Origin of the sequence: Streptomyces sp. NPDC058872 (genome assembly GCF_042743065.1) — a bacterium.
Lineage (GTDB): Bacteria > Actinomycetota > Actinomycetes > Streptomycetales > Streptomycetaceae > Streptomyces.
The window spans coordinates 77,681-102,331 of sequence record NZ_JBHYMK010000014.1; the positions used below are offsets into that span (position 1 = coordinate 77,681).

Sequence of the window (24,651 nt, forward strand, 5' to 3'; positions counted from 1 at the left end):
CGGCGGCAGGTCGTCCCGCTCCGGTGCGACCTTCGCACGAACGGCCCAAGGAAGGCTGCATCCACGGGTCGGAGCGGTACCGAATGAAGTGACGACCGTACTGCCCCCGCTCGGCAGCAAGGGAACACACATGCACACTCTCGATCCGCCGACCGTCGACCGGGACGTCCCGGCGGCCCTGGACCTCGTGCTCGACGACGTGCTTCGACGGCGCCTCGACGAGGCCCGGGCCGTGGAAGGGACCTTTGCCGCGGACATCGCCCGGCGCGTGGCGGCCTTCACCGCGACCGGGGGCCGGCGCCGCAGGTCGCAGCTGCTGTGGTGGTCCATGCGGGCCTGCGGAGGAGGTGCGGACGAGACCGGGGCCGCCCTCCGGGCCGGGGCCGCCGTCGAACTGATCCAGACCTGCGCCCTCATCCAGGACGACGTCATGGACGGGTCCTCCTTCCGCAGGGGCGGTCCGGCCGTCCACGTGGCGCTCGACCGCCAGTACGGGACGGGCGGGCGTCCCCGTCCCTTCGGGACCTTCGGCGGATCCGCCGCGATCCTGGCCGGGGACCTAGCGCTGGCCTGGGCGGACGATGCGTTCACGGAGGCGCTGCTCAGGACCCCGCACGCGGCCGAACTCGGTGACCAGTGGCGCGCCCTGCGGACCGAGATGGTGGCCGGGCAGTATCTGGACCTGCACGCCCAGGCCATCGACGCCAGGTCGCGCAGGCGTGCGGTGCGGACCGCCGTCCTGAAGACGGCGCAGTATTCCGCGGTGCACCCGCTCGTCCTCGGGGCCCGGTTGGCCGGTGCGGATGAGCGGACGGTCGGGGCGCTGCGACGGGCCGGGCTGTGCGCGGGACTCGCCTTCCAGCTCCACGACGACGTGCAGGGCGTCTTCGGCGATCCGCGGAAGACCGGCAAACCGGCCGGTGAGGACCTCAGGGAGGGCAAGGCGACGTACCTCATGGCCGTGGGACGCGCGCTGTGCGTCCGGCGGGGCGACTCCGAGGGGCTCCGCCTGCTGGAGTCCGTCGTCGGTTCCCCGGACGCGACGGACGGGGAGCTGCACCGGGTGGTCGACCTGCTCGCCGCCCACGGGGCCCGGGCGTACGTCACGGCACGGGTGGAGGACTTGTGCGGGCGTGCGGTGAGCACGCTCCGGGCCGCGGCGCTGGCCCCGGAGCCGACCGAACGGATGGCGCGGCTGCTCCTCGATGCCGGAGGGGTCGTGCCGGCCGCCGGCACGGATTCCGGACAGCGGGCGGGGACTCCTCGACGCGTTCCCGCGGTGACGGGGGGCGTCCGATGAGGAGGGTTCCGGGCAGGACGGACCACGTGGTCGTCGTGGGGGCCGGTTTCGCCGGCCTGTCGGCGGCCCTGCACCTGTTGGGCGCGGGGCGGAGGGTGACGCTCGTCGAGCGGGACGCCCGCCCCGGCGGCCGGGCCGGGCGCTTGGACCTCGGCGGGTACCGCGTGGACACGGGGCCCACCGTCCTGACGATGCCCGACCTCCTGGACGAGGCGTTCCACGCCGTGGGCGAGTCGCTGCGCGACCGGGTGGAACTCGTTCCGCTGCACCCGGCGTACCGTGCGTTGTTCTGGGACGGGAGCCGCGTCGACGTCCATACGGACAGCGACGCCATGGCCGATGAGGTGGAGCGGTTCGCCGGGGCGCGGGAAGCCCAGGGCTACCTCAGGATGCGGGACTGGCTGAGCAAGCTGTACGCGGTCCAGAAGCGGCGGTTCATCGACGCGAACTTCGATTCTCCGGCGCAGTTGGTCCACCCGGACCTGGCCCGGCTCGCCGCGCTCGGTGGACTGGGCCGCCTCGACCGGGCCATCGGGGAGTTCCTGACGGACGAACGGCTGCGGCGCGTCTTCTCCTTCCAGTCCCTGTACGCCGGTGTCCCGCCCTCGCGGGCGCTGGCGGCGTACGCGGTGATCGCCTACATGGACACGGTGGCCGGGGTGTACTTCCCCCGTGGCGGAATGCACGCGGTACCGGCGGCCATGGCCGCGGCGGCCGAGCGCGCCGGAGCCAGCCTGCGCTACTCGGAGCGGGTCAGCGGACTGGAACGGTCGGGCGCCCGCATCACCGCGGTGCTGACGGAGCACGGGCGGATCCCGTGCGACGCCGTCGTCCTCACTCCGGAACTCCCCTTCTCCTACCGGCTCTTGGGGCGCACCCCCCGTCGTCCCGGCAGGATGCGGCACTCCCCCAGCGCCGTGATCCTGCATGCGGGCACGAATCGCACCTGGCCGGTGCTCGAACACCACACCCTCTCGTTCGGGGCTGCCTGGTCACGGACGTTCGACGAGATCACCAGGACGGGTGAGCTGATGAGCGATCCGTCGCTCCTCATCACCCGGCCCACGGCGACCGACCCTTCGCTCGCTCCGGCCGGCCGGCACCTCCACTACGTCCTCGCACCGTGCCCGAACACCGCGATCGGTCCCGGCCCGGCGCACTGGGGCGAACTGGGGCCGGCCTACCGGGACGCCCTGGTGGACGAGCTCGAACGGAGGGGCCTGCACGGGTTCGGAGGGGCGATCGACGAGGAGACCCTGGTGACTCCGGCGGACTGGACGGCCCAGGGGCACAGCGTGGGCACGCCCTTCTCCGTGTCCCACACGTTCGCCCAAACGGGTCCGTTCCGCCCGCGCAACCTCGTCCGGGGCACCGAGAACGCCGTGCTCGCAGGCTGTGGAACGACTCCGGGGGTCGGCGTCCCTCCGGTGCTGATCTCCGGAAAACTGGCGGCGCAACGCATCACCGGTCCACCGGTCGGATCCGCACGCCGGGCCTCCGGCAGGGACGGACGGGCCACCGGAACGGTCGCCCTCCGGCGGGGTGCCCGATGACGGCGCGCGAGCTCGACGCGGCGGGCGTGTCCGACCCCTCGCTCCGGAGGGCGTACGAAACGTGCCGCAGGCTCAACGCGCGCCACGGCAGGACGTACTTCCTGGCGACCCGGCTCCTTCCGCTCGACCGGCGCAGTGCGGTCCACGCCCTGTACGGGTTCGCCCGGCACGCGGACGACATCGTCGATGACCTGGGCGACGCCTCCCCGACCGAGCGGGCGCGCGCGCTGGACGCGCTGGAGGCCCAGTGGCACGGTGCGCTGCGCGGGGAGCCGGTGACCGAACCCTCCGTGGCGGCAGCGGCGGACGCCCGGGCCCGGTACGCCATTGCACCGCGGCACTTCGACGACTTCCTGGGCTCCATGCGCAGTGACCTCTTCGTGCGGGACTACCCGACGTACGGCGACCTGTGCGGGTACATGCACGGCTCAGCGGCCGTCATCGGACTGCAGATGGTGCCGGTCCTGGGGACCGTCGTCCCACGGGAGGAGGCCGAACCGTACGCTGCCGCGCTCGGCATCGCCTTCCAACTGACGAACTTCATCCGCGACGTGGGGGAGGACCTGGACCGCGGCAGGGTCTATCTGCCGGCCGAGCTGCTCGCGGCCTCGGGCGTGGACCGGGAGCTGCTGCAGTGGAGCCGGTTGACCGGGTGCCGTGACCGGCGCATCACGGCGGCCCTGCGGGCCGCAGGCGCCCTCACCCGGGACGTGTACCGGGAGGCCGAGCCCGGGATCGCCCTGCTGGACCCCGTGTCGGCGCCCTGTGTGCGGACGGCCTTCTTGTTGTACCGGGAGATCCTGGACGTCATCGAGGAACAGGGCTTCGCCGTCGTGCACCGGCGGGCCGTCGTCGGAAAGCGCCGCAGGGCGGCCCTCGCCCTGCTCGGCTTCACCCACGCCTGGACGGCGCGCACGAAGCGGCGGGGTCCGCGCGGGGGCCCCGCCTCGGACGGCGCCGCTCCTGCGGCCGGGCACCGTCCGGCCGCTCCCGGGCGGAGGAGGAACAAGGGCGACTACACGAGGGGCGACGTCAGGTGAGCAGTGGGGACCGCTCGGGGACGAACCGTTCCCGCTTGCCCTTGCGGATGCGGCGCCACGCCGTGGCCTGGGAAGACCAACGGTCGACGTGGCGGCAGGCCCGCCCCGCCGCCATCGCCGGCGCGCTGGAGCGTGCCACGGCACGGCGCTCGGGAAACTGGTTCGTCGTCGGGGCGAGCCGGGAGGTCCGACCCGACCGGCCGGCGGGCCGGACCGTGGCGGGCACGGAGGTGGTGCTCTGGCGCGACGGTCGGGGCCGGGTCCGTGCGGGATCGGGCGTCTGTCCCCACCTGGGGGCGCCGCTGAAGGACGGTGCGGTGCGGTGCGGAACCCTCATCTGCCACTGGCACGGTCTGGCCCTGGACGGCTCCTCCTTCGCCGGGTGGGAGCCCTGGCCGACCTTCGACGACGGCGTGCTGGTCTGGGTCAGGCTGGACCGCGTCGGTGGGGAGGACCCGACCGAGCGCCCCGTGGTGCCACCGCGGCCGTCTGCCGCGGGCGCGGTCTCCGCCGTGTACACCGGGGTGGGAACCTGCGAGCCCCAGGACGTCGTGGCCAACCGCCTCGATCCCTGGCACGGGGCCTGGCTGCACCCCTACTCCTTCGTGGACCTCGAGGTCCTCGACGACTCCGCGGGCAGGGCGGGGGACGAGGAGGACGCCCTGTTCGTCAGGGTGTCGTTCAAGGTCGCGGGCCGCGCGGTGGTGCCGGTGACCGCGGTCTTCACCGCACCGGAACCGCGGACGGTCACGATGCGCATCGTGGAAGGAGAAGGAGCCGGATCCGTCGTGGAGACCCATGCCACACCGCTCGCTCCCGCCGGCTCCGCCCGCCCGCGCACCGCCGTGGTGGAGGCGGTGATGGCGGCGTCGGACCGTCCCGGGTTCGCAGCGGCTCGACTCCTCGCACCCTTGCTCCGGCCCGCGATGCGGTCCGCGGCCGGACGCCTGTGGCGGGACGACCTCGCCTATGCGGAACGGCGTTGGCTGCTCCGCAGCACGGGCCGCTTCCCGGGGTAGGCCTCGACCGACCCCCGTCCGATCCACCGAAAGGAGTTCCGCCCCGTGCCCCTGATCAGGAGGCTGCGGACGAAGGCGGGTGACGCGCTGCTGCGGCGCGTGGCCGGCCCGACGGCCCATCAGAAGCGGGCCCGGATCCACGGGACCCCGGGACCCCGCTGGTTCGCTCCGGACCGGCCGGTGCGGATCGTGCACGCCGACGCCTCCCTGTACGTCGGGGGGCTCGCCGCACTCCTGCTGCAGTCGCTGCACCCCGTCGCGATGGCAGCCGTCTGGGCGCATTCGGGCTTCCGCGGCGATCCGTGGGGCCGTCTCCAGCGAACGAGCACCTTCCTGGCGGAGACCACCTTCGGGACGGCGCACGACGCCGAGCGGGCGGTGGAGCGGGTGCGAAGGGTCCACGCGCGGGTGGTGGGGCACACGTCCGACGGGGTGCCCTACCGCGCTTCCGACCCCTCGTTGCTCTCCTGGGTCCACATCGCCGAGACCTACTGCTTCCTGGAGGCCCACCGGCGCTACGGCCGGTCCCCGCTGACCGGCCGCCAAGCGGACGGGTACGTCGCGGACATGGCATCGGTCGCCGTGCGGCTGGGCGTCGAGGACCCGCCGCTGACCCTCGACGCCCTGGTCGCCTCGCTCAGGAGCCGTCGCCGCGAGCTGGGGGCGACGGTCGAGTCGGCGGAGACGACCCGGTACCTCTTGGTCTCCCCTCCCCTGCCGCTGCCCGCGCGCCTTCCCTATCTGCTGCTGGCGACGGCGGCCGTGGACCTGCTGCCGCCATGGGCCCGGGAACTCCTTCCGGTGCCGCGACGCATCCGGTTGCTCCTCCGTTTCGCCCGCCCCGGCGGCCTGGCCGTCACGTCGGCGATCCGTTGGGCGACGCCCCCGCTTCCCGGGACGGCCCGCCGGTGAACGGTACGGGACGGTCCGTGGCCCGAGTGGCGGTTCAGGGGGCGCTCCGGGTGCCCTCCCGTCCGGACCCACCCGCACGGGAGAGCAGCCGGAGGGCGGCCGAGCGGCCCGTGGCGGGCACGGTCCACAGGGTCTGTCCCCGCAAGCCCCATCGGCGGAGGTGCACGTTGGCGGCGAGGAATCCGGTCGTCGCGGCCCGCTCCATCAGGGCAACGGGGTGCTCCGTGCGGACCAGGTCACCGGCGACGGTGACGGTCGGGTCGGGGGTGCGGACGGTGGGTCGGTCGTGATGGCCCCCGACGACGAAGAGGGGGCAGTCCGACCTCCACTCGTGCCGCTCGTCGACGATCCGTGCCGCACGGGTCTCCGGGTAGACGCGGTGCAACTGCGCGACCAGTTCCGCTGCGGTTCGGTGCCGTTCGGCGGCGGGATCGAGGGCGTACGCGTGCAGTTCGACCACCGAGCCGCGGGTACGGGCGGCCCAGCGGGCCGCTTCGCCCTCCCAGCGTTCGAGCACGCTGACGTTGTCGAGGGGGCCGTATCCGCTGGTGCCGAGGAAACCCGGTCTGTCCGTGCGCACGGGCCGGTCGAGCCAGAGCCGCGACACCAGGAAGGGCGGTGCCGTCCGGAGCGAGGCGACCCGGTTGCGCCAGTCCTCGTCGCACAGCATCGGGGACCGCGAGGCGATCGAGCGCAGGCCGTCCGTGTCCACGGCGAGGACGAGGGCGTCGACCTGCTGCGGGCCGGAGGCTGAAGACACCGTGTGGCCTCCGCCGGGTGCCGGGTCCAGCCGGTCGACGGCGGTCCCCGGGAGGATGCGGACCCCATGACTCCGCAGATAGTCGGCAAGGGGGTTCCACAGCGCCCGGGGGTAGGGCTCGTCGGGAACGTCGAAGAGCAACCCTTCGGAAGAGCCGAGGAAATAGATGTGGAACATCAGGACCAGCTCGGCGGCGGAAAGCTCGTCGGGGTCCGCGAAGAAGCTGCGGGAGAACACCTCGAAGGCGAGGTGTTGGGCGGCGGGCGGGAAACGGATGTCGTTCAGGAAGTCCCGTGCGCTGACCCCGTCGTAGCGGTGGTAGACCTCGGGGAGGCTGACGTCGAGGAGGGGCAGCGCTGCGGGGGCGTTCATGCGGGCCAGGTCCCGCCAGCCGAAGCTGGGGCTGAGGGCGACGAATCCGAGAGCGCTCCAGGGCGGTGTGCGGGGCACCCTGGCGAAGCCGTCGGACAGTCCCGAACCGTGCTGCAGCGGATAGTCCGGAAGGCCGGTGAGTCGGTCCAGGCCCGGGTCGATGCGCCGGAGCAGCCCCCGGAGGTTGTAGTACTGACGGAAGAAGGCGTGGAATCCCCGGCTCATGGTCACCGTCGAGCCGTCGCTCAACACCTCCGACCATCCCGCCAGTCGCCCGCCGAGCACGGGCTCCCGCTCGTAGAGGGTGACGTCGACCCCCCGTTCGGCGAGGATCGTGGCCGCCGCGATCCCGGCGATCCCTCCTCCGACGACGGCACAGCTCGGTCGCCGACCGGGCAGCGGTCTGCTGCGCCCCTGGTGGGCGGGGAGCATGACGGCCTTGCGGTCCCGCCCGCGCGGGGTGGAGCCGGGAGGGAGGAAGCGCATGCGGAAGCTCTCTCTCGTGACGAGGGTGCCGTTGGTTCAGGTGCGACGGCCGAGTAAGGGGAGCTCCGCAGTGGTGCGGAGCATCGTGAGGACAGGGGTGTGCAGACCGATGCGGAATTCATCGAGTGGTCCCGTCCCGCCGTCCAGGAAGCGCAGCAGACGCTCGGCCGGGACCTCTTCGAAGAGCCGGGTGAAGAAGTCGGGGCCGGAGATGCGGCCCGTGTCGATGCCTCGGAGGAGGATCGCGTCCATCGCGAGGGAGCGCCGGGGGTAGGCGGGCGGGGGGAGCGGCTCGCGCCCCGCGTGCACGAGGGAGGCCACGGCCTTCGTCTGGCGCTGGATGGCGGCGAACGCGTACCCGGTGGACGGTCTCACCGCCCCGCCGGCGCTGCCGATCCGGAAGGTGCTCCTCCCTGCCCGGCGCGGATGCCTGGCGTCCGTCATCGCGATGCGTCCCTGCTCCACGGCGTGCACGTGGAAGGACCGGAGTCCCAGGAGGGAGCCGGTGTAGTGGCGCAGGGCCTCGTCGTAGGAGTCGTCGGAGAGCGGAGCGGCACTGAATTCGGTGTACTCCACCAGCGCGCGGTGCGGGGTGAGCGGCAGGACGTATCCGAAGGAAAGGCCGTGCGACGGTTGCGCGGTGCGGAAGTCCATGAGGTCGACCGCGCCCGGGGCGAAGGAGGCGCGTTCGGTGTGGACGAACCACCCCTTGAAGTGCTGGAGCAGTCCGACGCGGGCGGGTGGTGCCGGAGACGGCGGCCGGGAGTCGAAGGCCCAACGGGCCCGGATGCGGTGCTCGGTACCGTCGGCGGCCCGGCAGATGACGGTGACGCCGTCGGGCCCGTCGATGATCTCGCGGGCGACGGCCTCGACGCGGCGCAGCCCGGTCAGCTTCGGCCGGAGTCCCCGGGCGAACGCGTCGGAGGAGAGCATCTTGTAGCGGAGCCCGCCCAGGTCGCGGTGGAGGGCCCGCCCACCGGGTGCGTGGAGTCGCAGCCGCCCCCATGACGCGGTCAGCAAGCGGTCGTAGTCGCCGGCGCCCCGCTCCCAGTAGCACCAGGTCCGCGGCGGGGTGCGGAGCGGGCCCGGGGGTGCGTCGACCAGGGCGACCGCGGGTGCGGCCACGCCGGCCGGAGGGGCGAGCAGGCGCCATGCGAGGGAGAGACCGGCTGCGCCGGCTCCGATGACGACGACGTCGCACTGCACGGGGTCACTCTCCTCTCGGGTCCTCGGGTCAGCAGGAACGGCGTTCCCGGTGCCGCGGGACGCGGTCGCAGGGGAATACCCCGGGAACGGCCCGGAGTACTCCCGACTACTGCAGGAGGGGGAAGCCCCGCTCCCTCCTCCTGGCGCCGCCGCGGTCGGTCAGGGGCGTAGGCTCCAGGCCGGATCGCCGCCGTCCTGGCGGGTCGTGCGGAAGTCGCGCGGGTCGAGTCCGGCACGCCTGACGGCCCGGAGCACCTCGGCGGTACGAACCGCGTCGAGCCGCGGGGTGCGGGAGAGGACGAAGCCGGAGGTGCGGTCCCGGTCGGTCACCACGGCCCATTCGTAGTGGGCACCGAGACCGACCACGATGTAGTTCGCCTCGGTGCCGTGCCGGTAGCCGTCCCCCTCCGGCACGAAGGAGACGTTGAGGCGCGCGCCACCGGCGTCGAGGGGCTTGGCCTCTCCCTCGATTCCGCTTCTGGTGCCCAGCCAGGTGGTGCAGCTGTTGGCCACCGCAACCGTGCCCCGCGCCGTCTCCGCGTACACGGCTTTGACGTTCTTGGCGCACTGGATCTCGAACAGTCTCGGCACGGAGGCGAGTTGCAGCCAGGTTCCGCTGTAGCGGGCGAGGTCCACGGACCCGACCGGGAGCACGTCCCGGCCGTCTCGGGCCGTCGCGGAGGGGGCCATCGGCCCGAGGGCGGCGAGGGCGGCCACCGCGGCGGTGACGGCAGTGGTGCGCCCTGCGACGGACAGGCGTTGACGCATCGTCCGGATGCTCCTTCCCCGGTTTCCCGGAAGGGGTCGAGGAGCATTCGGCGGCCCGCCCGCCGCCGGATGCAGCAACTCGATCCGCACATCCGCGCGAAGGCTTCCTGCTGGGCTTGCCCTTCCGCAGACGGGCCGCGCGATCACCCGGGGCCGACGGAGCGGCCGGGGCCTCGGTGGCCGGGCGTCAGCGCTCCTCGGCGGAGATCCGTTCCGTGCGCCCGCGCAGTTGGTGCGGTCGCAGCCGCTGACCGCGGTCGAGCCGGGGAACGGCGACCGGTCGGCGGCGCTCCGACGTCTCCCCCGGTGGGCGGTCCGTGAGGGGCCGGCGAGGATGCTCGTGGGGAGCGGGGGGCGTGACGCCCTCCTGTACACGGCATCCGAAGACGAAGGCGGCGATCAACACCGCCACGACGAGAACTCCGATCACGACGTGCATGAGAACCTCCGGCGCAGAACGGGCTGCATGTCACTCCCCCTTCCGGGGGCCCGCCGGCCGTGGATGAGCGATCGGGGCGAAAGCACCCGATTGGCCGCACCGGGCCGCCGTGCTGACGTCGCCGGACCAGCATGCCCACGTCACCGGGCCCGGGAGCACCGGCCGCATCGGAGGGAAGCCCGCCGGTCCTCGGTCGCCGGTCGTGGGCGTGCGTTCCCGCCACCGTCCGCTCCGGCCGGGCGGGTGGCTGTCTCGCAGGACCGGGCGAGACGTTCTCGGCACCCTCGCGGAGGGGGCGCCCCCGGTTCCGGAAGGCGCTCCGGGGCTTCGCCCACTGCCCGGTCCGGACGGACCGGCGGCCGGTCAACCGGCGTAGGCTCCGCGGACGAGGCTCTCGCCCGAGTGCTCGGTCTTGCCGTTGTAGGGCTGGAGCGACACGTCGACGACGGAGTACTCGTTCAGGTCGATGGTCTCGGGGACGGGCAGGGTCGCGTGCCCGTCGGGGCCCAGGACCCCCATGGACACCAGCTTGGTGTGGGTGCTGTCCATGAGCCAGACCTCGAAGTATCCGGCCGTTTCGGGAAGGCCCTTGACGGTGATGTCGAGGGTCCGCCGTCCGCTCTGGTCCTCCAGGCGCGCGTAACCGGCCGAACTGGCGCGCAGGGTTTCCAACCGCTCGCCCTCGGCGACGGTCTGCACCGCAGGTGCTTGCGGTTTCGTCAGCCACCAGGTGATCGCGCTGCCGGAGGCCGCACCGAGCAGGGCCGCGCAGGCCGCCAGGGCGACCGCGAAGCGACGGGTCCGCCGGCCGGCCCCCGGCAGTGACGTCGCCGTGGCACCGCTCCGGCCACCGGCGGGGAAGGCGACGACCCGGTCGGGGATCCTGAGTTCGGCGGCGATCCCTTCCCACACCGTGTCCGGGGGCGTGAGCAGGTCCTCCTCCGCGATCACCGGTGTCCGCAGGGTCGCCACCGCGTCGCGGAGGTGGTCCAGGTCCCGCCTGCACCGCGCGCACTCGCGCAGGTGGATGGATTCTGCTGGATCCGAACCTTCCCCGAGTGCCATCATCGCCAAGCCCTCTTCATCGACGTGCTTCACCGTCCACCTCCAGCCTCTTCTTCAGTCGCATCAGACCACGGCGGGTGTAGCTCTTGACAGTGCCGAGGGGCAGCCCGGTGCGTTCTGCGATCTGGGACTGGGAGAGGTCCTCGTAGAAGGCCATCTTGAGCACGAGTTGCTGTTGCTCGGGAAGGGCCTCCATCTCGCGCGTCAGGGTCACGTACTCCAACAGTGACTCGGTCAGGGGGACGGATTCCTCCGGGCGGCCCGAGACCGCCGTCACCGCCTCGACGTCCCTCAGGTGTCGTGCGCGGCGGCGCAACGCATCGATGATCTTCTTGTGCGTGATGCCCAGGATCCAGGTCTTCAGGGAACCGCGGGTCGGGTCGAAGGTCTTGCGCCCGTCCCACGCTCCGACGAACACCTGCTGGATCACGTCCTTGGCCTCCTCGGCGTCACCGAGCTTCCGGACGGCCATGGTGTACACCAGAGGGCCCCATTGGCGGTAGGCCTCGTTGAGGGAGGTCTCGTCACCTCCGGAGAACCGCTCTCCCAGACGGTCCGGCCGTTCGGCGCCCGCACCCGCAGTGCCCCCTGCCAGGACCTCGCCACCACCCCAGGGCGTCGTCACCGGGGCACCTCCGCTGCCGTGACGACCAGGTTGTTCTGGTACCCGCCGCCGTCGGGGAGGTACGGTCCGGCGCAGGTGATGAGCGTCAGCACCGGTTCCCCGTCGCGCCGGAAGGCTCCGGACTCTCCGAGGGCCGTCTTGGCGATCGTGCGCCGCGCGACGACGCGATAGGTCACCTCGGTCCCGTCGCGCCGTCCGACGAGCACCCGGTCGCCTTCCCTGGCTTCGCCGAGCACGGCGAGCACGCCCAGACCGCGTCCCACGGCATCGACGTGGCCGACGATCACGGAAGATCCCTCTCCCGTGCCGGGGGCGGGGGAAAAGCGGTACCAGCCCAACCGGTCCGGATCCTCCGGGACCACCACTTGTCCGTCGGGGGCCACCCCCACGGAGTCGACGGGTGCGCTCACCCCGAGGCGGGGGATCGAGATGTTCTCCGGCGGGGCCGGTGGTCGTGCCGGAGCGGAACGGGGCTGCCCGGCCGGCGGTTGCGGGACGGCCGGGGTGCGCTTCTCGACCGTCACCGTTGACGCCGTGCCGGTCCCGGGGTTTCCGAAATCGGCGGCGGCGTTCGGTTCGGCGGGCCGGAGGGCAACGCCGGAGAGGACCGCTGCGAAGACGCCGAAGAGCCCCAGGAACAGCCCGAGTGCTTTCACCCGCCCGGTGCGGGGCTTGCCCATGGTGGAGGAGCCTTCCGAAGGATGGGGCCGTCCGCCGCGGCCGGGGTGTCACGGCCGACCGCGGCGGAAGGGGGGTGGGACGCGGGGTCAGCTGGCGTCGGAGCGGCGGCGCAGGAGGTAGCCGGTGGTGCCGAGGGCCAGGAGGGCGGCGAGGGAGACCGCGCCGATCCGCGCGTTCTGGTTGTGCGCGACCGCCTCTCCGGTCTCGCCCGCGGGGACGCCGGACGGAGCGGAGTGCATGCCGGTGACGATCTGGGTCTTCAACGCGAGGTTCTCGTCCGCGGCGCTGCCCCAGGCGTAGACGATCGTGTTGCTGCCCTCGGCCAGGTCCAGCGTGGCGGGGCCGAGGGCCACCGTCTCGGTTCCGGCCAGCACCACGTCCGCCGAGATGCTGCCCGCGTCCACCTCGCCCGCTGCCTCCTTGGGGTTCTCCAGCCCCTTGAAGACCGGGGTGCCGTCCGCCCGGACGTCCACCGCAGGCGCCGCGGCGACGTGCCGGACGGTGACGCGGGCCTTGCCGGCGGGGATCTTGGACGTGTCGTTCACATACGCGTCGAGGGCCGGTTTGCCGTCGGCCGTCAGGTGGGCGACCAGCGTGGCGTTGGCGCCGGCGGGCACGTCCACCGTCTTCTCGATGGCGGGGGTTCCCGCGGGGCCTTCCCCGTCCTTGAAGATCTTGATGTCATAGGAGCCCGCGTCGAGCTTCAGCGGATCGGTGAGCGTTCCCGGGGCGAAGTCCGGCAGCAGCTCCTTGTCCCCGGCGTACACGTCCACGGTCAGCCCGGGCACGGCGTGCAGCACCGACACCGTGGCCTGTTCGTCTTCGGCCTGCGACGCGGCCAGGGCGGGAACACCCGCGGACACGGAGAGGACGACGGCGGTGCCGGCGGCGAGGAAAGCGCCTGTCGTACGAGCGTTCATGACGATCTGCCCTTCATCCGGTCGAGGTGACCTCGAACCTCGTGTTGGGGAGGCATTCGCCCGTCGGGTGCCGATCGGTTTCACTCTGCGGCCGGTTTTCCCAGATGGCCAGGATCCGGGAACGCGCCTCTTCCCCGGACCGGAGCCGTGGTCGGGCCCGCCCCGGGGACCGCGTGACCGTTCGACGACCGGAGGACGGCCCCGTGAACGGGACGCGGTCCGCCCTGCGGGAGCGATCCCACGGCGGGCGGCTCCGTGCGGTCGTCAGAACCTCGCTGCGACGCGGGGGGTGGTGCCGGCGACCGCCACCACGGCCCGCCGGTCGCGATCGGTCCATTCCGCGAGCCGCAGGCCCTCACGACCGCCCGCCTTGAAGCGCGCCTCGCCCCGCACCCAGAGGCGGAGCAGCTCCGCGTCCGGGTCCGGCGCGGTGAGGGCTTGGTCCACTTCGGTCTCGGGCAGCAGTCTCCGGAGCACGGGCAGGGGGCCGGGACGTCGGGTCGTGGGCTCCACGTCCACGCCGACCGGGCCGGGGCCGATCGCCGCCGCGACCAGCCCGTCGGCATGGCTCAGGCTGACCCCGAGCCCGGGGTAGCGGCTCAGGCGGGGGCGTCCGTGACCGTGCTGCCCGCACTCGGCGCAGAACTGCTCCGGGCCCGCGGCGTCCAGGGGGAGGCCGGTGAACCGGGCGATGCAGAACCGTACGAGGAGGCGGGCCGCCAGCACGTCGTCGCGGCGCCCCGGGACGCGGATCCGGTCGAGCCGTTGGCGTTCCCACGGGGCGAGCAGTCCCTCGTGGAGTTCCGGGCGGTCCAGGACCTCCCCGGTGCTCATGACCGCGACCCGTGTCCCCGTGGTCACAGCGGTCGCGGTCGGCGGGGGTGGTGGCGGGTACGGCACGGTCAGGCGCGTCGATGCGGTCGGGAGCGCGGCCTCACTCGACCCCGCTCAGGAAGCGCTCCTGGACACGGCCGATGGTCCGGAAATCGTCGATGGTGACTTCCTGGAGGTCGATGGAGCTCCCGGACAGTTCTTCCAGGAGGTCGACGAACTCCAGGAAGTCCATGGAGTCGATGAGTCGGGCCTCGATGAGGTCCTCGTCGGTGTCGATGGGCCCTTCGAGACCCGGGTTCTTCTCGTGGAGCCAAGCGGTGATGGGTTCCATGGGGTGCTCCTTGCTGTGACGGGATGCGTGCGCACGGAGGTGCCGGGCGTGTGGCGGAGCACTTCCTAGCCGCGGGCCTCGCGGAGTCGGTCGAGCGCCCGCTCGGGGGTGCCGTGGGCGAGGACCATCGCGTGGACCCAGCGTTCGACGCCGAAGGCGACGCAGGCGCTGTAGGCGGGGCCCTCGGCTCCCGCGCGGATGTCGAGGCGCTCGCCGAAGAAGTTGCGGTGCCGGTTGACGGAGGCGATGGCCGTGCCGTCGGGGGCGCTGAACTCGTGCTTGACGGGATCGAGCGCCATCAGGCGGGCCCGGGAGCCGCCCTTGTCGTAGAAGGGGTCGTCGGCCACCGCCCGGTTCAGCTCCAGTCCGAGGCGTGCGGCGGCCTCCCGGATGAACTCGGCTCCCCTTTCCAGGTGTTCGAGAGCCCCCTGCTGGGTGCCGAGGTAGAGGACCTCGCGCATGTGGAAGCCCCACAACCGCTTCAGCCCTTCGTAATGGGTCTCGTTCCGGAAGCAGCGGCCGACCGCGGAGAGGCGCAGTCCGTCCTCGCCGACGTCCCGGCCCTCCAGGGAGAGGAGCAGGCCGTAGCAGGTGGCGGACGGCAGGAGATGGCCGGTGGGACGGAGCGGCAGTTCGGCTGGCGCCTCCCCGGCGGCGAGGCCGTCGAGGGCATCGGGGGCGAACCGTCCGGCGGAGACTCCGAGGTGGGGGAAGTTGCGGAAGAAGTCGAGGCGGGCGAGCCCCTCCACGGAGAGCAGCGGCGGGCCGACCACCTCGGGGGCGGAGAGGCGTGCGGCCAGGCCGCCGAGGAGTTCGTCCAGTCCGTGCAGCAGGGCGGTGTGGACCGGGTCGAGGACCATCAGGCCGGCGCCCGGGCTCTTCAGACCGCCGTCCGGCAGCGCCGTCGTACCGGGTGTGCTCATGGAAAACCGCTCCCTCTGGGCGTGGGCGAACAGTCGAGGCGTGGGGTCTTCGTCGACCGCGGCACGGCGAAGAAGCCGCCTGATGCTCCATCAGGGACCGGACTGCGCAAGGGGACCTTAGGCCAGCTCACCCTTAGTTGTCTAGACCAAAGTCGCCCCACTCCGGGCATCTCCGCCATGTGCACCCCGCGCCCCTGGGTCACCAACCGCACACGTCGCGCACAGACTTGACAGGACTCATGGTCTAAACCAATTCTTCTGAGCAACGTGGCCGCCTGACCTCCGGCCACCGCCTCTGGAGGGACTCCATGACGACACCCGCTCCGTACCGCGCCGCCCGCCGCCCCCGTCTGCACCGGGCCGCGTCGGACCTGCCGTACTTCAGCACGGACGGCGAGTCGTACCTCGCCCAGACCACCCTGCGGGAGCTGAAGAAGTCCCGGCCGCTGCGGGTCCTCTCCGAAGACGACTTCGCCCACTGGCAGACGTACGGCTACGTCATCGTCCGCGAGGCGATCCCCGCGGAAGCCGCCCGGCGCCTGCTCGACTTCACCTGGGACTTCCAGGGTCTGGACCCGAACCGGCCGGACAGCTGGTACGAGGACCGGCCGTTCCGCTCGGAACTGGACCGACAACTGCACGTGTACGGCTTCGTGGAGGCGTACCACCACCAACTGCTCTGGGACAGCCGCCAGTCGCAGCGGGTCTACGACGCCTTCGTGGACGTCTGGGACTGCGAGGAACTCTGGGTCACCCAGGACCGGCTCAACCTCAACCCGCCCAACGTCAAGAACCGCGACCGCGCCCTGATCGAACCCACCGACCGGGGCTTCGACATCGAACTGCACTGGGACATCGACACCACCCTCGGCGTGCCCCCGCAGCGCGTGCAGGGAATCATCGCGCTCAACGACACCCGTCCGGAATCCGGTGGTTTCCAGTGCTGTCCGGAGCTCTTCCGGCGCTTCGAGGAGTGGAAAATCGGCCAGCCCGCGGACCGGGACCCCCTCAGGCCCGCCGTGGACCGGACGGAGTTCCCCGTCGTCCGGCCCGATCTGCACCCCGGTGACCTGCTGATCTGGAACGGGCTGCTCGCCCACGGCGTGGCCCGCAACACCTCCGCCGACCAGGTGCGCGCCGTCCAGTACCTGTCGATGATGCCGGCGCTGGAGGAGCACGCCAAGCTGCGGAAGTCCCGCGTCGAATCCTGGCGCCACCTGCGCACCCCGCGCTGGAACCGCACCCTGGTCGGCGACCCCGTCCTGCACGAGTCCAAGCGCTACCCCACGGCCGCCCTCAACGAGCTCGGCAGCCGTCTCCTCGGGCTGACCTCCTGGCGGGACACCGCCGAGGCGACGGCCACGGGCGCGGGCGCGACCGGAGACGTGCACGGGCACGCGGACGAGGAGCCGTCGTGCGCCGCGTCTGCCTGACCCTGCCCACCAACCGCCCCTGCGCCGAAACCATCCGGGCGGTCGCCGAAGAGGCCGCGTACGGCGCCCGCCGCTTCGGCGTCGAGGTGCACCTGCTGGTCCTGGACTCCTCCGGGGCCGAGGCCCTCGCCGGGCACCGGGAGGCCGTGGCCGCCCTGCCCCCGGCACCGGGCGTGATCGTCCACCACCTCGACGAGACCGAGCAGCGCGCCTTCCTGCACGGGGTGATCACACGGTCCGGCACCGCCGGGGCCGATCGACTGCTGGAGCTGATGCTGCCGTCCGGGGTCTCCTACGGCGCCTGCACCAACCGCGCCTTCCTGTTCGCCGAGGCCCTGGGCTGCGCCTCGGTGCACCGCCGGGACTCCGACAGCCGCTACCAGCACCTGGACGGCGAGCCGGTCTTCCCGATCCACCACGAGCTGGCGGCACTCGGCCGTCGCGCCTCCGAAGCGGCCGGGCTGGTGAGCCGGAGCCGTCTCGCCCCCGCCTGTGCCGACCGGCCGGTGGCGGTGGTCGGAGGTTCCTTCGTCGGCGAGATGTCCGTGGACGTCGCGGAGATCCACACCCTCGACCCCGCCGTCTACGAGGACCTCATCGGGCTGACCCTCCCGGACGGGTATCCGGAGATCTGGCGCCGGAACCTCATCGCGGAATCCTTTCGGGGGGCCGGGACCACTGCGTTCACCCGTGACCTGAGCACGCTCACCTCGGTCAGTCCGATGCGCGTCGACATGTGCAACATCGCCCTCTCGCGCGCGGTCTACGGACGGGTTCCGCTCCCACCCGCCACCGAGACCATCGGCAGCGACTACTTCCTCCTCCACCTCGTCCACGACGCCCGGCTGCCCGGCGTGCTGCACAACCGGCACATCGTCAACTTCCACACCGGAGAGCGGCGCTCGGACCGGGGGTTCCTCGCCTACCAGCTGCGGTTCGTGAAGTTCCTGCTGGCGACCCCGCACCTGCGCTCCGTGTACGCGGCGACCGCGACGGCCGGTGACTCCCTGCTCGATGCCGGGGGCGAGATCCGCGCCTCGGCCGTGGCCGACCTCGTCCGGAGCAGCACCCGGCTCGACCCCTCGGAGAGCGCCGAACGACTCGACGTGGTCGACCGCTCCTACCGCAAGCTCGGGGGCCGCTACGCCACGGCGGCGGACCTGTTCGCCGACCGCCGCGCGCAACTCGTCGAGGAAGCCCGTGCGGACATGGCCGAGTTCGCCCTCCTGATCGACGCCTGGGCAGCGCTGGTCCACGCCAGCCGCACCCACCGGACGCTTCCGGAGGACACCGCATGACGAAGACCCACAGCCTCACGGTCCGCTACGCGGGTGGCGAGGAGCGCCGGGGGCCGGTGACGATGGGCCAGGCCAACATGATCCGCTGCATGCTGCGGGACGAGCCCGAGCACATCAACATCCACGACGTGTGGCCGGTGCCCACCGGGACCCGCACCGAGGAGGTCATCGACGCGCTGCGCGCCCTGGTGGTGCGGCACGAGGCACTGCGCACGACCTTCCCGCACCTGCCGGGCGAGGCTCCCCGCGAGCAGGTCGTCCACTCCGCCGGCGAATTCGCCGTCACCGTGCTCGACCACCCGGAACTCCCGGCGGAGTCGTCCGAGTACGCGGACGCCGTGGCCCGCCTCGGCCGTGTCGAACGCTTCCGTTTGGACCGGGACTTCGGCCTGCGGATCTCCCTCGTCGCCCGGGCCGGCACCCCCGTGTTCGTCGCCCTGGCCGCGAGCCACGCGGTCACGGACGTCCGCGCCCTCTCCGTCCTGGAAGAGGACTGGCTCGACCTCCTCGCCGGCCGGACGCTCCCGCCCGTCACCGCCTTCACCCCGCTGGACCTCGCCGCCGAAGAGGCGACCGCACGCGGGGTCCGGAAGTCCCGCGCCTCGCTGCGGCACTGGGAGCGGATCATCCGCACCGAGCCCCAGGCGATGTTCGCGGAGCCCGGCGGCGCCGAAGTCTCCGCGGAGCAGTTGACGCTCCGGTCGCTGCGGGGCGCCCGGGCGCTCGCCCTCGTGGCGGAACGCACCGGCGGTCTGCCGTCCACCGTGCTGCTCGCGGCCTGGTGCGCACTCGTCGCCCACCGGGCCGGCCAGCCGGTCTGCGTCGCCGCCGTCCCGACCTCCAACCGGTTCCTGCCCCGGCTCGCCCGCTCGGTGAACACCGTGTCCCAGGACGCGCTGCTCTCCCTCGACCTGCGGGTGCCGTCCTTCGACGCCCTCGTGAGCAAGGCGTGGGGCGCAGCGCTCAACGCCTACCGCCACAGCCAGTTCGACGCGGTCCTGCTGTGGGACATGATCGACGCGGTCACCCACGAGCGCGGCAGCCGGTTCGCCCGCGACGTCGTGTTCAACGACGTCAGCGCGCTCCCGAGGACCCCGCCCGCGGACGATCCCGACGGCCCCGCGTTCGAGGTGACCCGGGGACCGGTCCAGGTGTTGCCGACCCGTGTCCTGACCTTCGTCCACGAGACGGCACCCCTGCTCCGGCTCGGACTGTGGTTCGATCCCGCCCTGTTCGCCCCGGAAGAGGCCGAGGGGTTCCTCGCCGGCCTCGTACGGCTCCTGGAGGCGGCCTCGACGCAGGACGTACCGCTCTCCGCGCTCACCGAGGTGACGGGCGTGCATCCCGTCGAGCGCGGTGCGAACTGGCTCCGCGTGGACGGTTGCTGGGTGTCGCCGTCCGAAGTGGCGGAGGTGCTCGGCAAGGCCCTGGGGGGCGTTCCCGTGCATGTCGCCCCGGACCCGTCGGATGCACCGGACACACCGGAGGACGAGGCTCCGGCCGGTCTCACGGCGTTCATCGCCGCCGGTGCGACCCCGCTCTCTCCTGCGGAGGCGCACACGGCCCTGCTGGACGCCCTTCCGGGGCACCCCGGCGTACTGGCCCCGGGCCGGTACGTGATCGTGCGGGACGCGCCCGTGGAGGCGGCCCGAACCAGTGCCTGGCTCGGGCAGCGGATTCTCAGGGAAGGGGCCGGCCGCGACCGGCGCATGCGACATGACGAAGAATGACCCCACCGTCCAGCGGAAGCAGGACTCCCTTCCCAGCCCGTGGCGTTCGAGTCGCTTCCGGCTGTTCTTCACCGCCCGCAGCACTTCGCTCCTCGCCGACGGCATGCTGATGGTCTCCCTCACGACCGCGGTCCTGGGGGCGGGATACGGTGCCGCTGGCGTGGGCTACGCGCTGGCCGCCTGGATGGCGCCGATCGTCCTGCTCGTGCTCTTCGGGGGCGTGTTCGCCGACCGGTTCACCCCCCAGGTGATGATGGTCGGCGCCGACGTGGTGCGCATGGTGGCCATGCTGGCGCTCGCGGCACTGCTCGCCTTCGGCGACATGCGGTTGTGGCACATGATGGCGCTGCTGGCGCTCAGCGGCGCGGCGACGGCCATGTTCCAACCCGGTCTGGCGAGCCTGGTGCCCCGGGTCGCCGAGGACATCCAACGGGCCAATGCGCTGCTCCGGGTCTCCGAGTCGATCTGCACGCTGGTCGGTCCCGGTCTCTCCGGTCTGCTCGTGGCGTACTGGGACGTCGCCGGCTCCTTCCTGGTGATTGCCGCTGCATATGCGTGCAGTGCGCTCGGTCTGGCACCGCTGCGGAAGCTCGGTACCGCGCGGGACGAGAGCGACGAACCGATCTGGCAGCGGCTCGCCACCGGCTGGCACGAGTTCCGGTCCCGTTCCTGGCTGTGGGGCGTCATCGCCGTCTGGGCCGTCTACGGGCTGTTCGTCTTCGGCCCGGCCCTGCCGCTCGGTGCGGCACTGCTCACCGAGCAGCACGGCGCGAGCGGGTACGGCTGGATCGCCTCTGCGGACGGCGCCGGCACGATCATCGGCGGACTGCTCGGCCTGCGGGTCAGACCGCGCCGACCGCTCGTCGCGGGCGCCTGCGCCATGTTCTTCTTCTCCCTCAACCCCCTGGCCCCCGCGCTGGGATGGTCGTTCGCCGTCACGGCGCTCACCGGTGTGGTGGCCGGCTGCGGCTTCGCCTTCTGGGGCGTCATGTGGGCGACGAGCGTGCAGTCCCACATTCCGCTCGCCGTCCTGAGCCGCGTCTCCGCGTACGACGTCGCCGGTTCCATCATGGTCATCCCGCTGGGCCGGGCGCTGTCCGGCCCGGCCGCGGACAGCGTGGGGGCGGACCGCGTCCTGTTGTTCTCCTCCGTGATGGGCCTGGTGTGCATCGCCGTCATGCTCTCCGTGCCGGCCGTCCGTGCACTCCGTCGGGCTCCGTCGGACGCTTCCGGGACGGGTCCCGGGGAAAGGGTTCCGACCGCCGCCGGCTGAGCGCCGCCGCCTCCGGTCCCGGAGGAGCCCCCGCACCGGGACCAGCAGTGATCCGCCGTGGGCACGGGCGGGGGGCGGCGATCCGGCGCCCCGGGCGGACGACGACCCGTCGGGCCCTTCACGCGGCGCACCCCGCCCGCCGCGCCCCGTGACGAGGGGTCCCGCAGCGGCCGTGTCGTACGACCGGGCCAGCAGTCCGTACGATTCCTCCCGTTGCCATCTTTACGTCTGAAGGAGATCCCATGGCCCAGGTCACGCTCAAGGGCAGCCCCGTGCAGGTCAACGGCGCCCTGCCGACCCCCGGCAGCTCGGCTCCCGACTTCACCCTCGTCGCCGAGGGGCTGGCGGACAAGTCGCTGAAGGACTACGCGGGTCTGCGCAAGGTCCTCAACATCTTCCCGAGCGTGGACACCCCGACGTGCGCCTCCTCCGTCCGCGCCTTCAACGAGAAGGCCGGGCAGCTGGAGAACACGGTCGTCCTCTGCATCTCCGCCGACCTGCCTTTCGCCCAGGCCCGCTTCTGCGGTGCGGAGGGCCTGGAGAACGTCAAGAACCTGTCGACCCTGCGCGGTCGTGAGTTCCACACCAACTACGGCGTGGAGATCGCGGACGGCCCGCTGGCCGGCCTGACCGCCCGCGCCGTCGTCGTGCTCGACGAGAACGACACCGTCCTGCACGCGCAGCTCGTGGGCGAGATCGCCGACGAGCCGAGCTACGAGGAGGCGCTCGCCGTCCTGAAGTAGTCGCCACCGGAGCAGGACGCACAGGAGGAGCCCCCCACCGACCGCGGTGGGGGGCTCCTCGTGCGTCCGGCTCAGGCACACCCCGGGCAGAGCCCCCGGTAGGTGACGTCCGCCTTCGTCACCGCAAAGCCGTACCGCTCCGCTGCCGGCAGGACCGCGAGCGGGTCCCCCGTGGGGTGGACGTCGCGGATGGTGCCGCAGTTCGAGCAGACCAGGTGCTGGTGCGGCCGGTGCGCGTTCGGGTCGTAGCGCTTGGCCCTCCCGTCCGTGGAGAGCTCCACGACCTCCCCCAGGGCGACCAGCTCGCCGAGGGTGTTGTAGACCGTCGCCCGGGCGATCTCCGGCAGCCGCGCCACCGCACGCGCGTGCACCTCGTCCGCCGTGAGGTGCACGTGTTCCCCGGCCAGGACCTCCGCGACGACCCGTCGCTGGGACGTCATCCGCCAGCCTCGCGCGCGCAGGCGCTCCAGCAGGTCACTCATGTCTCACCTCTTCTTCATCGACGGCTTTGGCATCGTTCTTGACTTGGACAAGGTCCATTGTAGGATCGGTTTCGTAGATGGCCAAGGGACAGGAAGGTTCCGGAACGCCGGGAGAGGTGCCCGTGAGATCCACGCCCGCCCCCCTCGGCCGACCGCACTTCCTTGGCACTGTGATCCGCCAGGTCCGGAAGGATTCCCATGTCTGAGAACCGTGAGAACCACGACGCAACCGTCGTAGACGCGAAGCCGGAGGGCGGCTGTCCCGTGGCGCACGGACGCGCCGCCCACCCGACCCAGGGCGGCGGCAACAGCCAGTGGTGGCCGAACCGGCTGAACCTGAAGATCCTCGCCAAGAACCCCGCCGTGGCCAACCCGCTCGGCGAGGAGTTCGACTACGCCGCGGCCTTCGAGGGCCTCGACCTCCCGGCCGTGAAGCAGGACATCGCCGAGGTCCTGACGACCTCGCAGGACTGGTGGCCGGCCGACTTCGGCCACTACGGCCCCTTCATGGTCCGCATGGCCTGGCACAGCGCGGGCACGTACCGCATCAGCGACGGCCGCGGTGGCGCAGGTGCCGGCCAGCAGCGCTTCGCACCGCTGAACAGCTGGCCGGACAACGGCAACCTGGACAAGGCGCGCCGTCTGCTGTGGCCGGTCAAGAAGAAGTACGGCCAGAACATCTCCTGGGCCGACCTCATGATCCTCGCCGGCAACGTGGCCCTGGAGTCGATGGGCTTCGAGACCTTCGGCTTCGCCGGCGGCCGGGCGGACGTGTGGGAGCCCGACGAGGACGTCTACTGGGGCCCGGAGACCACGTGGCTCGGCGACGAGCGCTACACCGGTGACCGCGAGCTGGAGAACCCGCTCGGCGCCGTGCAGATGGGTCTCATCTACGTCAACCCCGAGGGCCCCAACGGCACCCCGGACCCGGTGGCCGCCGCCCGCGACATCCGCGAGACCTTCCGCCGGATGGCGATGAACGACGAAGAGACCGTCGCCCTCATCGCGGGCGGACACACCTTCGGCAAGGCCCACGGCGCCGGCCCCGCGGACAACGTGGGCGCCGCCCCCGAAGCCGCTCCGCTGGAGGCCCAGGGCCTCGGCTGGAAGAGCACGTACGGCACCGGCAAGGGCCCGGACGCCATCACCAGCGGCCTGGAGGTCACCTGGACCACCACGCCGACCCAGTGGGGCAACGGGTTCTTCAAGAACCTGTTCGAGTACGAGTACGAGCTGAGCAAGAGCCCCGCGGGTGCCCACCAGTGGGTGGCCAAGGACGCCGAGGCGATCATCCCGGACGCCTACGACCCGGCGAAGAAGCACCTGCCGACGATGCTCACCACCGACCTGTCGCTGCGCTTCGACCCGGTCTACGAGCAGATCTCCCGGCGGTTCTACGAGAACCCGGCCGAGTTCGCGGACGCCTTCGCCCGCGCCTGGTACAAGCTCACCCACCGCGACATGGGCCCGGTCGTGCGCTACCTCGGCCCCGAGGTCCCGTCCGAGGAGCTGCTCTGGCAGGACCCGCTGCCCGCCCGCTCGCACGAGCTCGTCGACGCCGCGGACATCGCCTCCCTCAAGGAGCAGGTCCTCGTCTCGGACCTCACGGTCACCCAGCTGGTCTCCGCCGCATGGGCCGCTGCCGGCTCCTTCCGCGGCAGCGACAAGCGCGGTGGCGCCAACGGCGCTCGCATCCGTCTGGAGCCGCAGCGCAACTGGGAGGTCAACAACCCGGAGGAGCTGGCCCAGGTACTGCGCGTCCTGGAGGGCGTGCAGGAGCGCTTCAACTCCGCCCAGAACGGGGGCAAGCAGGTCTCCCTGGCCGACCTCGTCGTCCTCGCGGGCGTCGCGGCGGTCGAGAAGGCGGCCCGGGACGCCGGCCAGGAGATCGAGGTGCCGTTCACGCCGGGCCGCGTGGACGCGGGCCAGGAGCACACGGACGTCGAGTCCTTCGCCGCCCTGGAGCCCGTCGCGGACGGCTTCCGCAACTACCTGGGCAAGGGCAACCGGCTCCCGGCCGAGTACCTGCTCATCGACAGGGCGAACCTGCTCACCCTGAGCGCGCCCGAGTTGACCGTCCTCGTCGGCGGTCTGCGCGCCCTGGGCGTGACCCAGCCGCAGTCCTCGCTGGGCGTCCTCACCGAGACGCCCGGCAAGCTGACGAACGACTTCTTCGTCAACCTGCTCGACCTGGGCACGGAGTGGAAGTCCACCTCCGAGGACCAGACCACGTTCGAGGGTCGTGACGCGGCCACCGGCGCGGTCAAGTGGACCGGCACCCGCGCCGACCTGGTCTTCGGCTCCAACAGCGAACTGCGCGCACTGGCCGAGGTCTACGCGAGCGACGACGCCAAGGCGAAGTTCGTCCAGGACTTCGTGTCGGCCTGGGACAAGGTGATGAACCTGGACCGGTTCGACATCGCCTGATCCCCTGCTCACCGCGCGACCCGGCCCGGGC

22 protein-coding genes and 1 pseudogene are annotated in these 24,651 nt (G+C 72.2%); 11 read left to right on the top strand and 12 right to left on the bottom strand.

The genetic code is table 11. The features are described 5' to 3' along the window. The first annotated feature begins 130 nt into the window (after nt 1-130). The 5 genes from ACFW22_RS11620 to ACFW22_RS11640 are packed head-to-tail and all read left to right on the top strand — an operon-like array spanning nt 131 to nt 5,824. Nucleotides 131-1,300, top strand: a complete 1,170-nt coding sequence (locus ACFW22_RS11620) for a polyprenyl synthetase family protein (protein WP_386401781.1) — start codon at nt 131-133, stop codon at nt 1,298-1,300. Continuing rightward, nucleotides 1,297-2,853: a phytoene desaturase family protein gene (crtI, locus tag ACFW22_RS11625; RefSeq protein ID WP_386401783.1), complete on the top strand. Its 1,557-nt coding sequence runs from the start codon at nt 1,297-1,299 to the stop codon at nt 2,851-2,853. The genes ACFW22_RS11620 and crtI overlap by 4 nt, the downstream gene beginning before the upstream one ends. After that, complete coding sequence (locus ACFW22_RS11630; RefSeq protein WP_386401785.1) at nt 2,850-3,893, top strand: phytoene/squalene synthase family protein; 1,044 nt, start codon at nt 2,850-2,852, stop codon at nt 3,891-3,893. Before crtI ends, ACFW22_RS11630 begins: the two co-directional genes overlap by 4 nt. A gap of 47 nt (nt 3,894-3,940) precedes the next feature. Then, complete coding sequence (locus ACFW22_RS11635) at nt 3,941-4,912, top strand: DUF5914 domain-containing protein (RefSeq protein ID WP_386401918.1); 972 nt, start codon at nt 3,941-3,943, stop codon at nt 4,910-4,912. A gap of 45 nt (nt 4,913-4,957) precedes the next feature. Further along, the gene (locus ACFW22_RS11640; protein WP_386401787.1) at nt 4,958-5,824 is read left to right on the top strand and encodes an oxygenase MpaB family protein; all 867 of its coding nucleotides are present in this window, start codon (nt 4,958-4,960) and stop codon (nt 5,822-5,824) included. Nucleotides 5,825-5,858: 34 nt separating this feature from the next. On the opposite strand, the gene ACFW22_RS11645 is transcribed toward ACFW22_RS11640, so the two are convergent. From ACFW22_RS11645 to ACFW22_RS11695, 11 genes and pseudogenes are all read right to left on the bottom strand, one after another. Next, nucleotides 5,859-7,442, bottom strand: a complete 1,584-nt coding sequence (locus ACFW22_RS11645; RefSeq protein ID WP_386401789.1) for an FAD-dependent oxidoreductase — start codon at nt 7,440-7,442, stop codon at nt 5,859-5,861. A gap of 36 nt (nt 7,443-7,478) precedes the next feature. Further along, on the bottom strand, nt 7,479-8,648 hold the full coding sequence (locus ACFW22_RS11650) for a lycopene cyclase family protein (protein ID WP_386401791.1): 1,170 nt from the start codon (nt 8,646-8,648) through the stop codon (nt 7,479-7,481). Between the two features lie 159 nt (nt 8,649-8,807). Beyond that, entirely contained in the window at nt 8,808-9,416 is a 609-nt protein-coding gene (locus ACFW22_RS11655) for a lipocalin family protein (protein ID WP_386401793.1), read from the bottom strand. A gap of 187 nt (nt 9,417-9,603) precedes the next feature. After that, nucleotides 9,604-9,870: pseudogene (locus ACFW22_RS11660) on the bottom strand (DUF6479 family protein); the annotation flags it as partial. 348 nt (nt 9,871-10,218) lie between these two features. Then, a complete protein-coding gene (locus ACFW22_RS11665) occupies nt 10,219-10,953 on the bottom strand; it encodes an anti-sigma factor (RefSeq protein ID WP_386401795.1) in 735 nt (244 codons plus the stop codon). Further along, entirely contained in the window at nt 10,937-11,545 is a 609-nt protein-coding gene (locus tag ACFW22_RS11670) for an RNA polymerase sigma factor (RefSeq protein ID WP_386401797.1), read from the bottom strand. The genes ACFW22_RS11665 and ACFW22_RS11670 overlap by 17 nt, the downstream gene beginning before the upstream one ends. After that, nucleotides 11,542-12,225: a class F sortase gene (locus ACFW22_RS11675; protein ID WP_386401799.1), complete on the bottom strand. Its 684-nt coding sequence runs from the start codon at nt 12,223-12,225 to the stop codon at nt 11,542-11,544. Before ACFW22_RS11675 ends, ACFW22_RS11670 begins: the two co-directional genes overlap by 4 nt. Before the next feature lie 87 nt (nt 12,226-12,312). Beyond that, nucleotides 12,313-13,146: a DUF4397 domain-containing protein gene (locus ACFW22_RS11680; RefSeq protein ID WP_386401801.1), complete on the bottom strand. Its 834-nt coding sequence runs from the start codon at nt 13,144-13,146 to the stop codon at nt 12,313-12,315. A gap of 264 nt (nt 13,147-13,410) precedes the next feature. Continuing rightward, nucleotides 13,411-13,980: a 4'-phosphopantetheinyl transferase family protein gene (locus ACFW22_RS11685; RefSeq protein ID WP_386401803.1), complete on the bottom strand. Its 570-nt coding sequence runs from the start codon at nt 13,978-13,980 to the stop codon at nt 13,411-13,413. 100 nt (nt 13,981-14,080) lie between these two features. Next, complete coding sequence (locus ACFW22_RS11690; RefSeq protein WP_386401805.1) at nt 14,081-14,311, bottom strand: acyl carrier protein; 231 nt, start codon at nt 14,309-14,311, stop codon at nt 14,081-14,083. 65 nt (nt 14,312-14,376) lie between these two features. Continuing rightward, nucleotides 14,377-15,234, bottom strand: coding sequence for an aminoacyl--tRNA ligase-related protein (locus ACFW22_RS11695; protein ID WP_386401807.1), 858 nt, complete (start codon nt 15,232-15,234; stop codon nt 14,377-14,379). 308 nt (nt 15,235-15,542) lie between these two features. On the opposite strand from ACFW22_RS11695, the gene ACFW22_RS11700 reads away from it, so the two are divergent. From ACFW22_RS11700 to tpx, 5 genes are all read left to right on the top strand, one after another. After that, nucleotides 15,543-16,667, top strand: coding sequence for a phytanoyl-CoA dioxygenase family protein (locus ACFW22_RS11700; RefSeq protein ID WP_386401809.1), 1,125 nt, complete (start codon nt 15,543-15,545; stop codon nt 16,665-16,667). Further along, the gene (locus ACFW22_RS11705) at nt 16,649-17,965 is read left to right on the top strand and encodes a DUF6271 family protein (protein ID WP_386401811.1); all 1,317 of its coding nucleotides are present in this window, start codon (nt 16,649-16,651) and stop codon (nt 17,963-17,965) included. The genes ACFW22_RS11700 and ACFW22_RS11705 overlap by 19 nt, the downstream gene beginning before the upstream one ends. Further along, nucleotides 17,962-19,695, top strand: a complete 1,734-nt coding sequence (locus ACFW22_RS11710; RefSeq protein ID WP_386401813.1) for a condensation domain-containing protein — start codon at nt 17,962-17,964, stop codon at nt 19,693-19,695. Before ACFW22_RS11705 ends, ACFW22_RS11710 begins: the two co-directional genes overlap by 4 nt. Continuing rightward, the gene (locus ACFW22_RS11715; RefSeq protein WP_386401815.1) at nt 19,682-20,968 is read left to right on the top strand and encodes an MFS transporter; all 1,287 of its coding nucleotides are present in this window, start codon (nt 19,682-19,684) and stop codon (nt 20,966-20,968) included. The genes ACFW22_RS11710 and ACFW22_RS11715 overlap by 14 nt, the downstream gene beginning before the upstream one ends. 242 nt (nt 20,969-21,210) lie before the next feature. After that, nucleotides 21,211-21,711 (top strand): thiol peroxidase, encoded by a 501-nt coding sequence (gene tpx, locus ACFW22_RS11720; RefSeq protein ID WP_384879734.1) that lies wholly within the window; start codon nt 21,211-21,213, stop codon nt 21,709-21,711. Nucleotides 21,712-21,782: 71 nt separating this feature from the next. Here the strand turns inward: tpx and ACFW22_RS11725 are convergent, their stop codons facing one another. Next, a complete protein-coding gene (locus tag ACFW22_RS11725; RefSeq protein ID WP_384879737.1) occupies nt 21,783-22,193 on the bottom strand; it encodes a Fur family transcriptional regulator in 411 nt (136 codons plus the stop codon). Between the two features lie 198 nt (nt 22,194-22,391). Between ACFW22_RS11725 and katG the strand changes: the two genes are divergently transcribed. Continuing rightward, complete coding sequence (gene katG / locus ACFW22_RS11730) at nt 22,392-24,620, top strand: catalase/peroxidase HPI (protein WP_386401818.1); 2,229 nt, start codon at nt 22,392-22,394, stop codon at nt 24,618-24,620. Nucleotides 24,621-24,651: the final 31 nt, after the last annotated feature.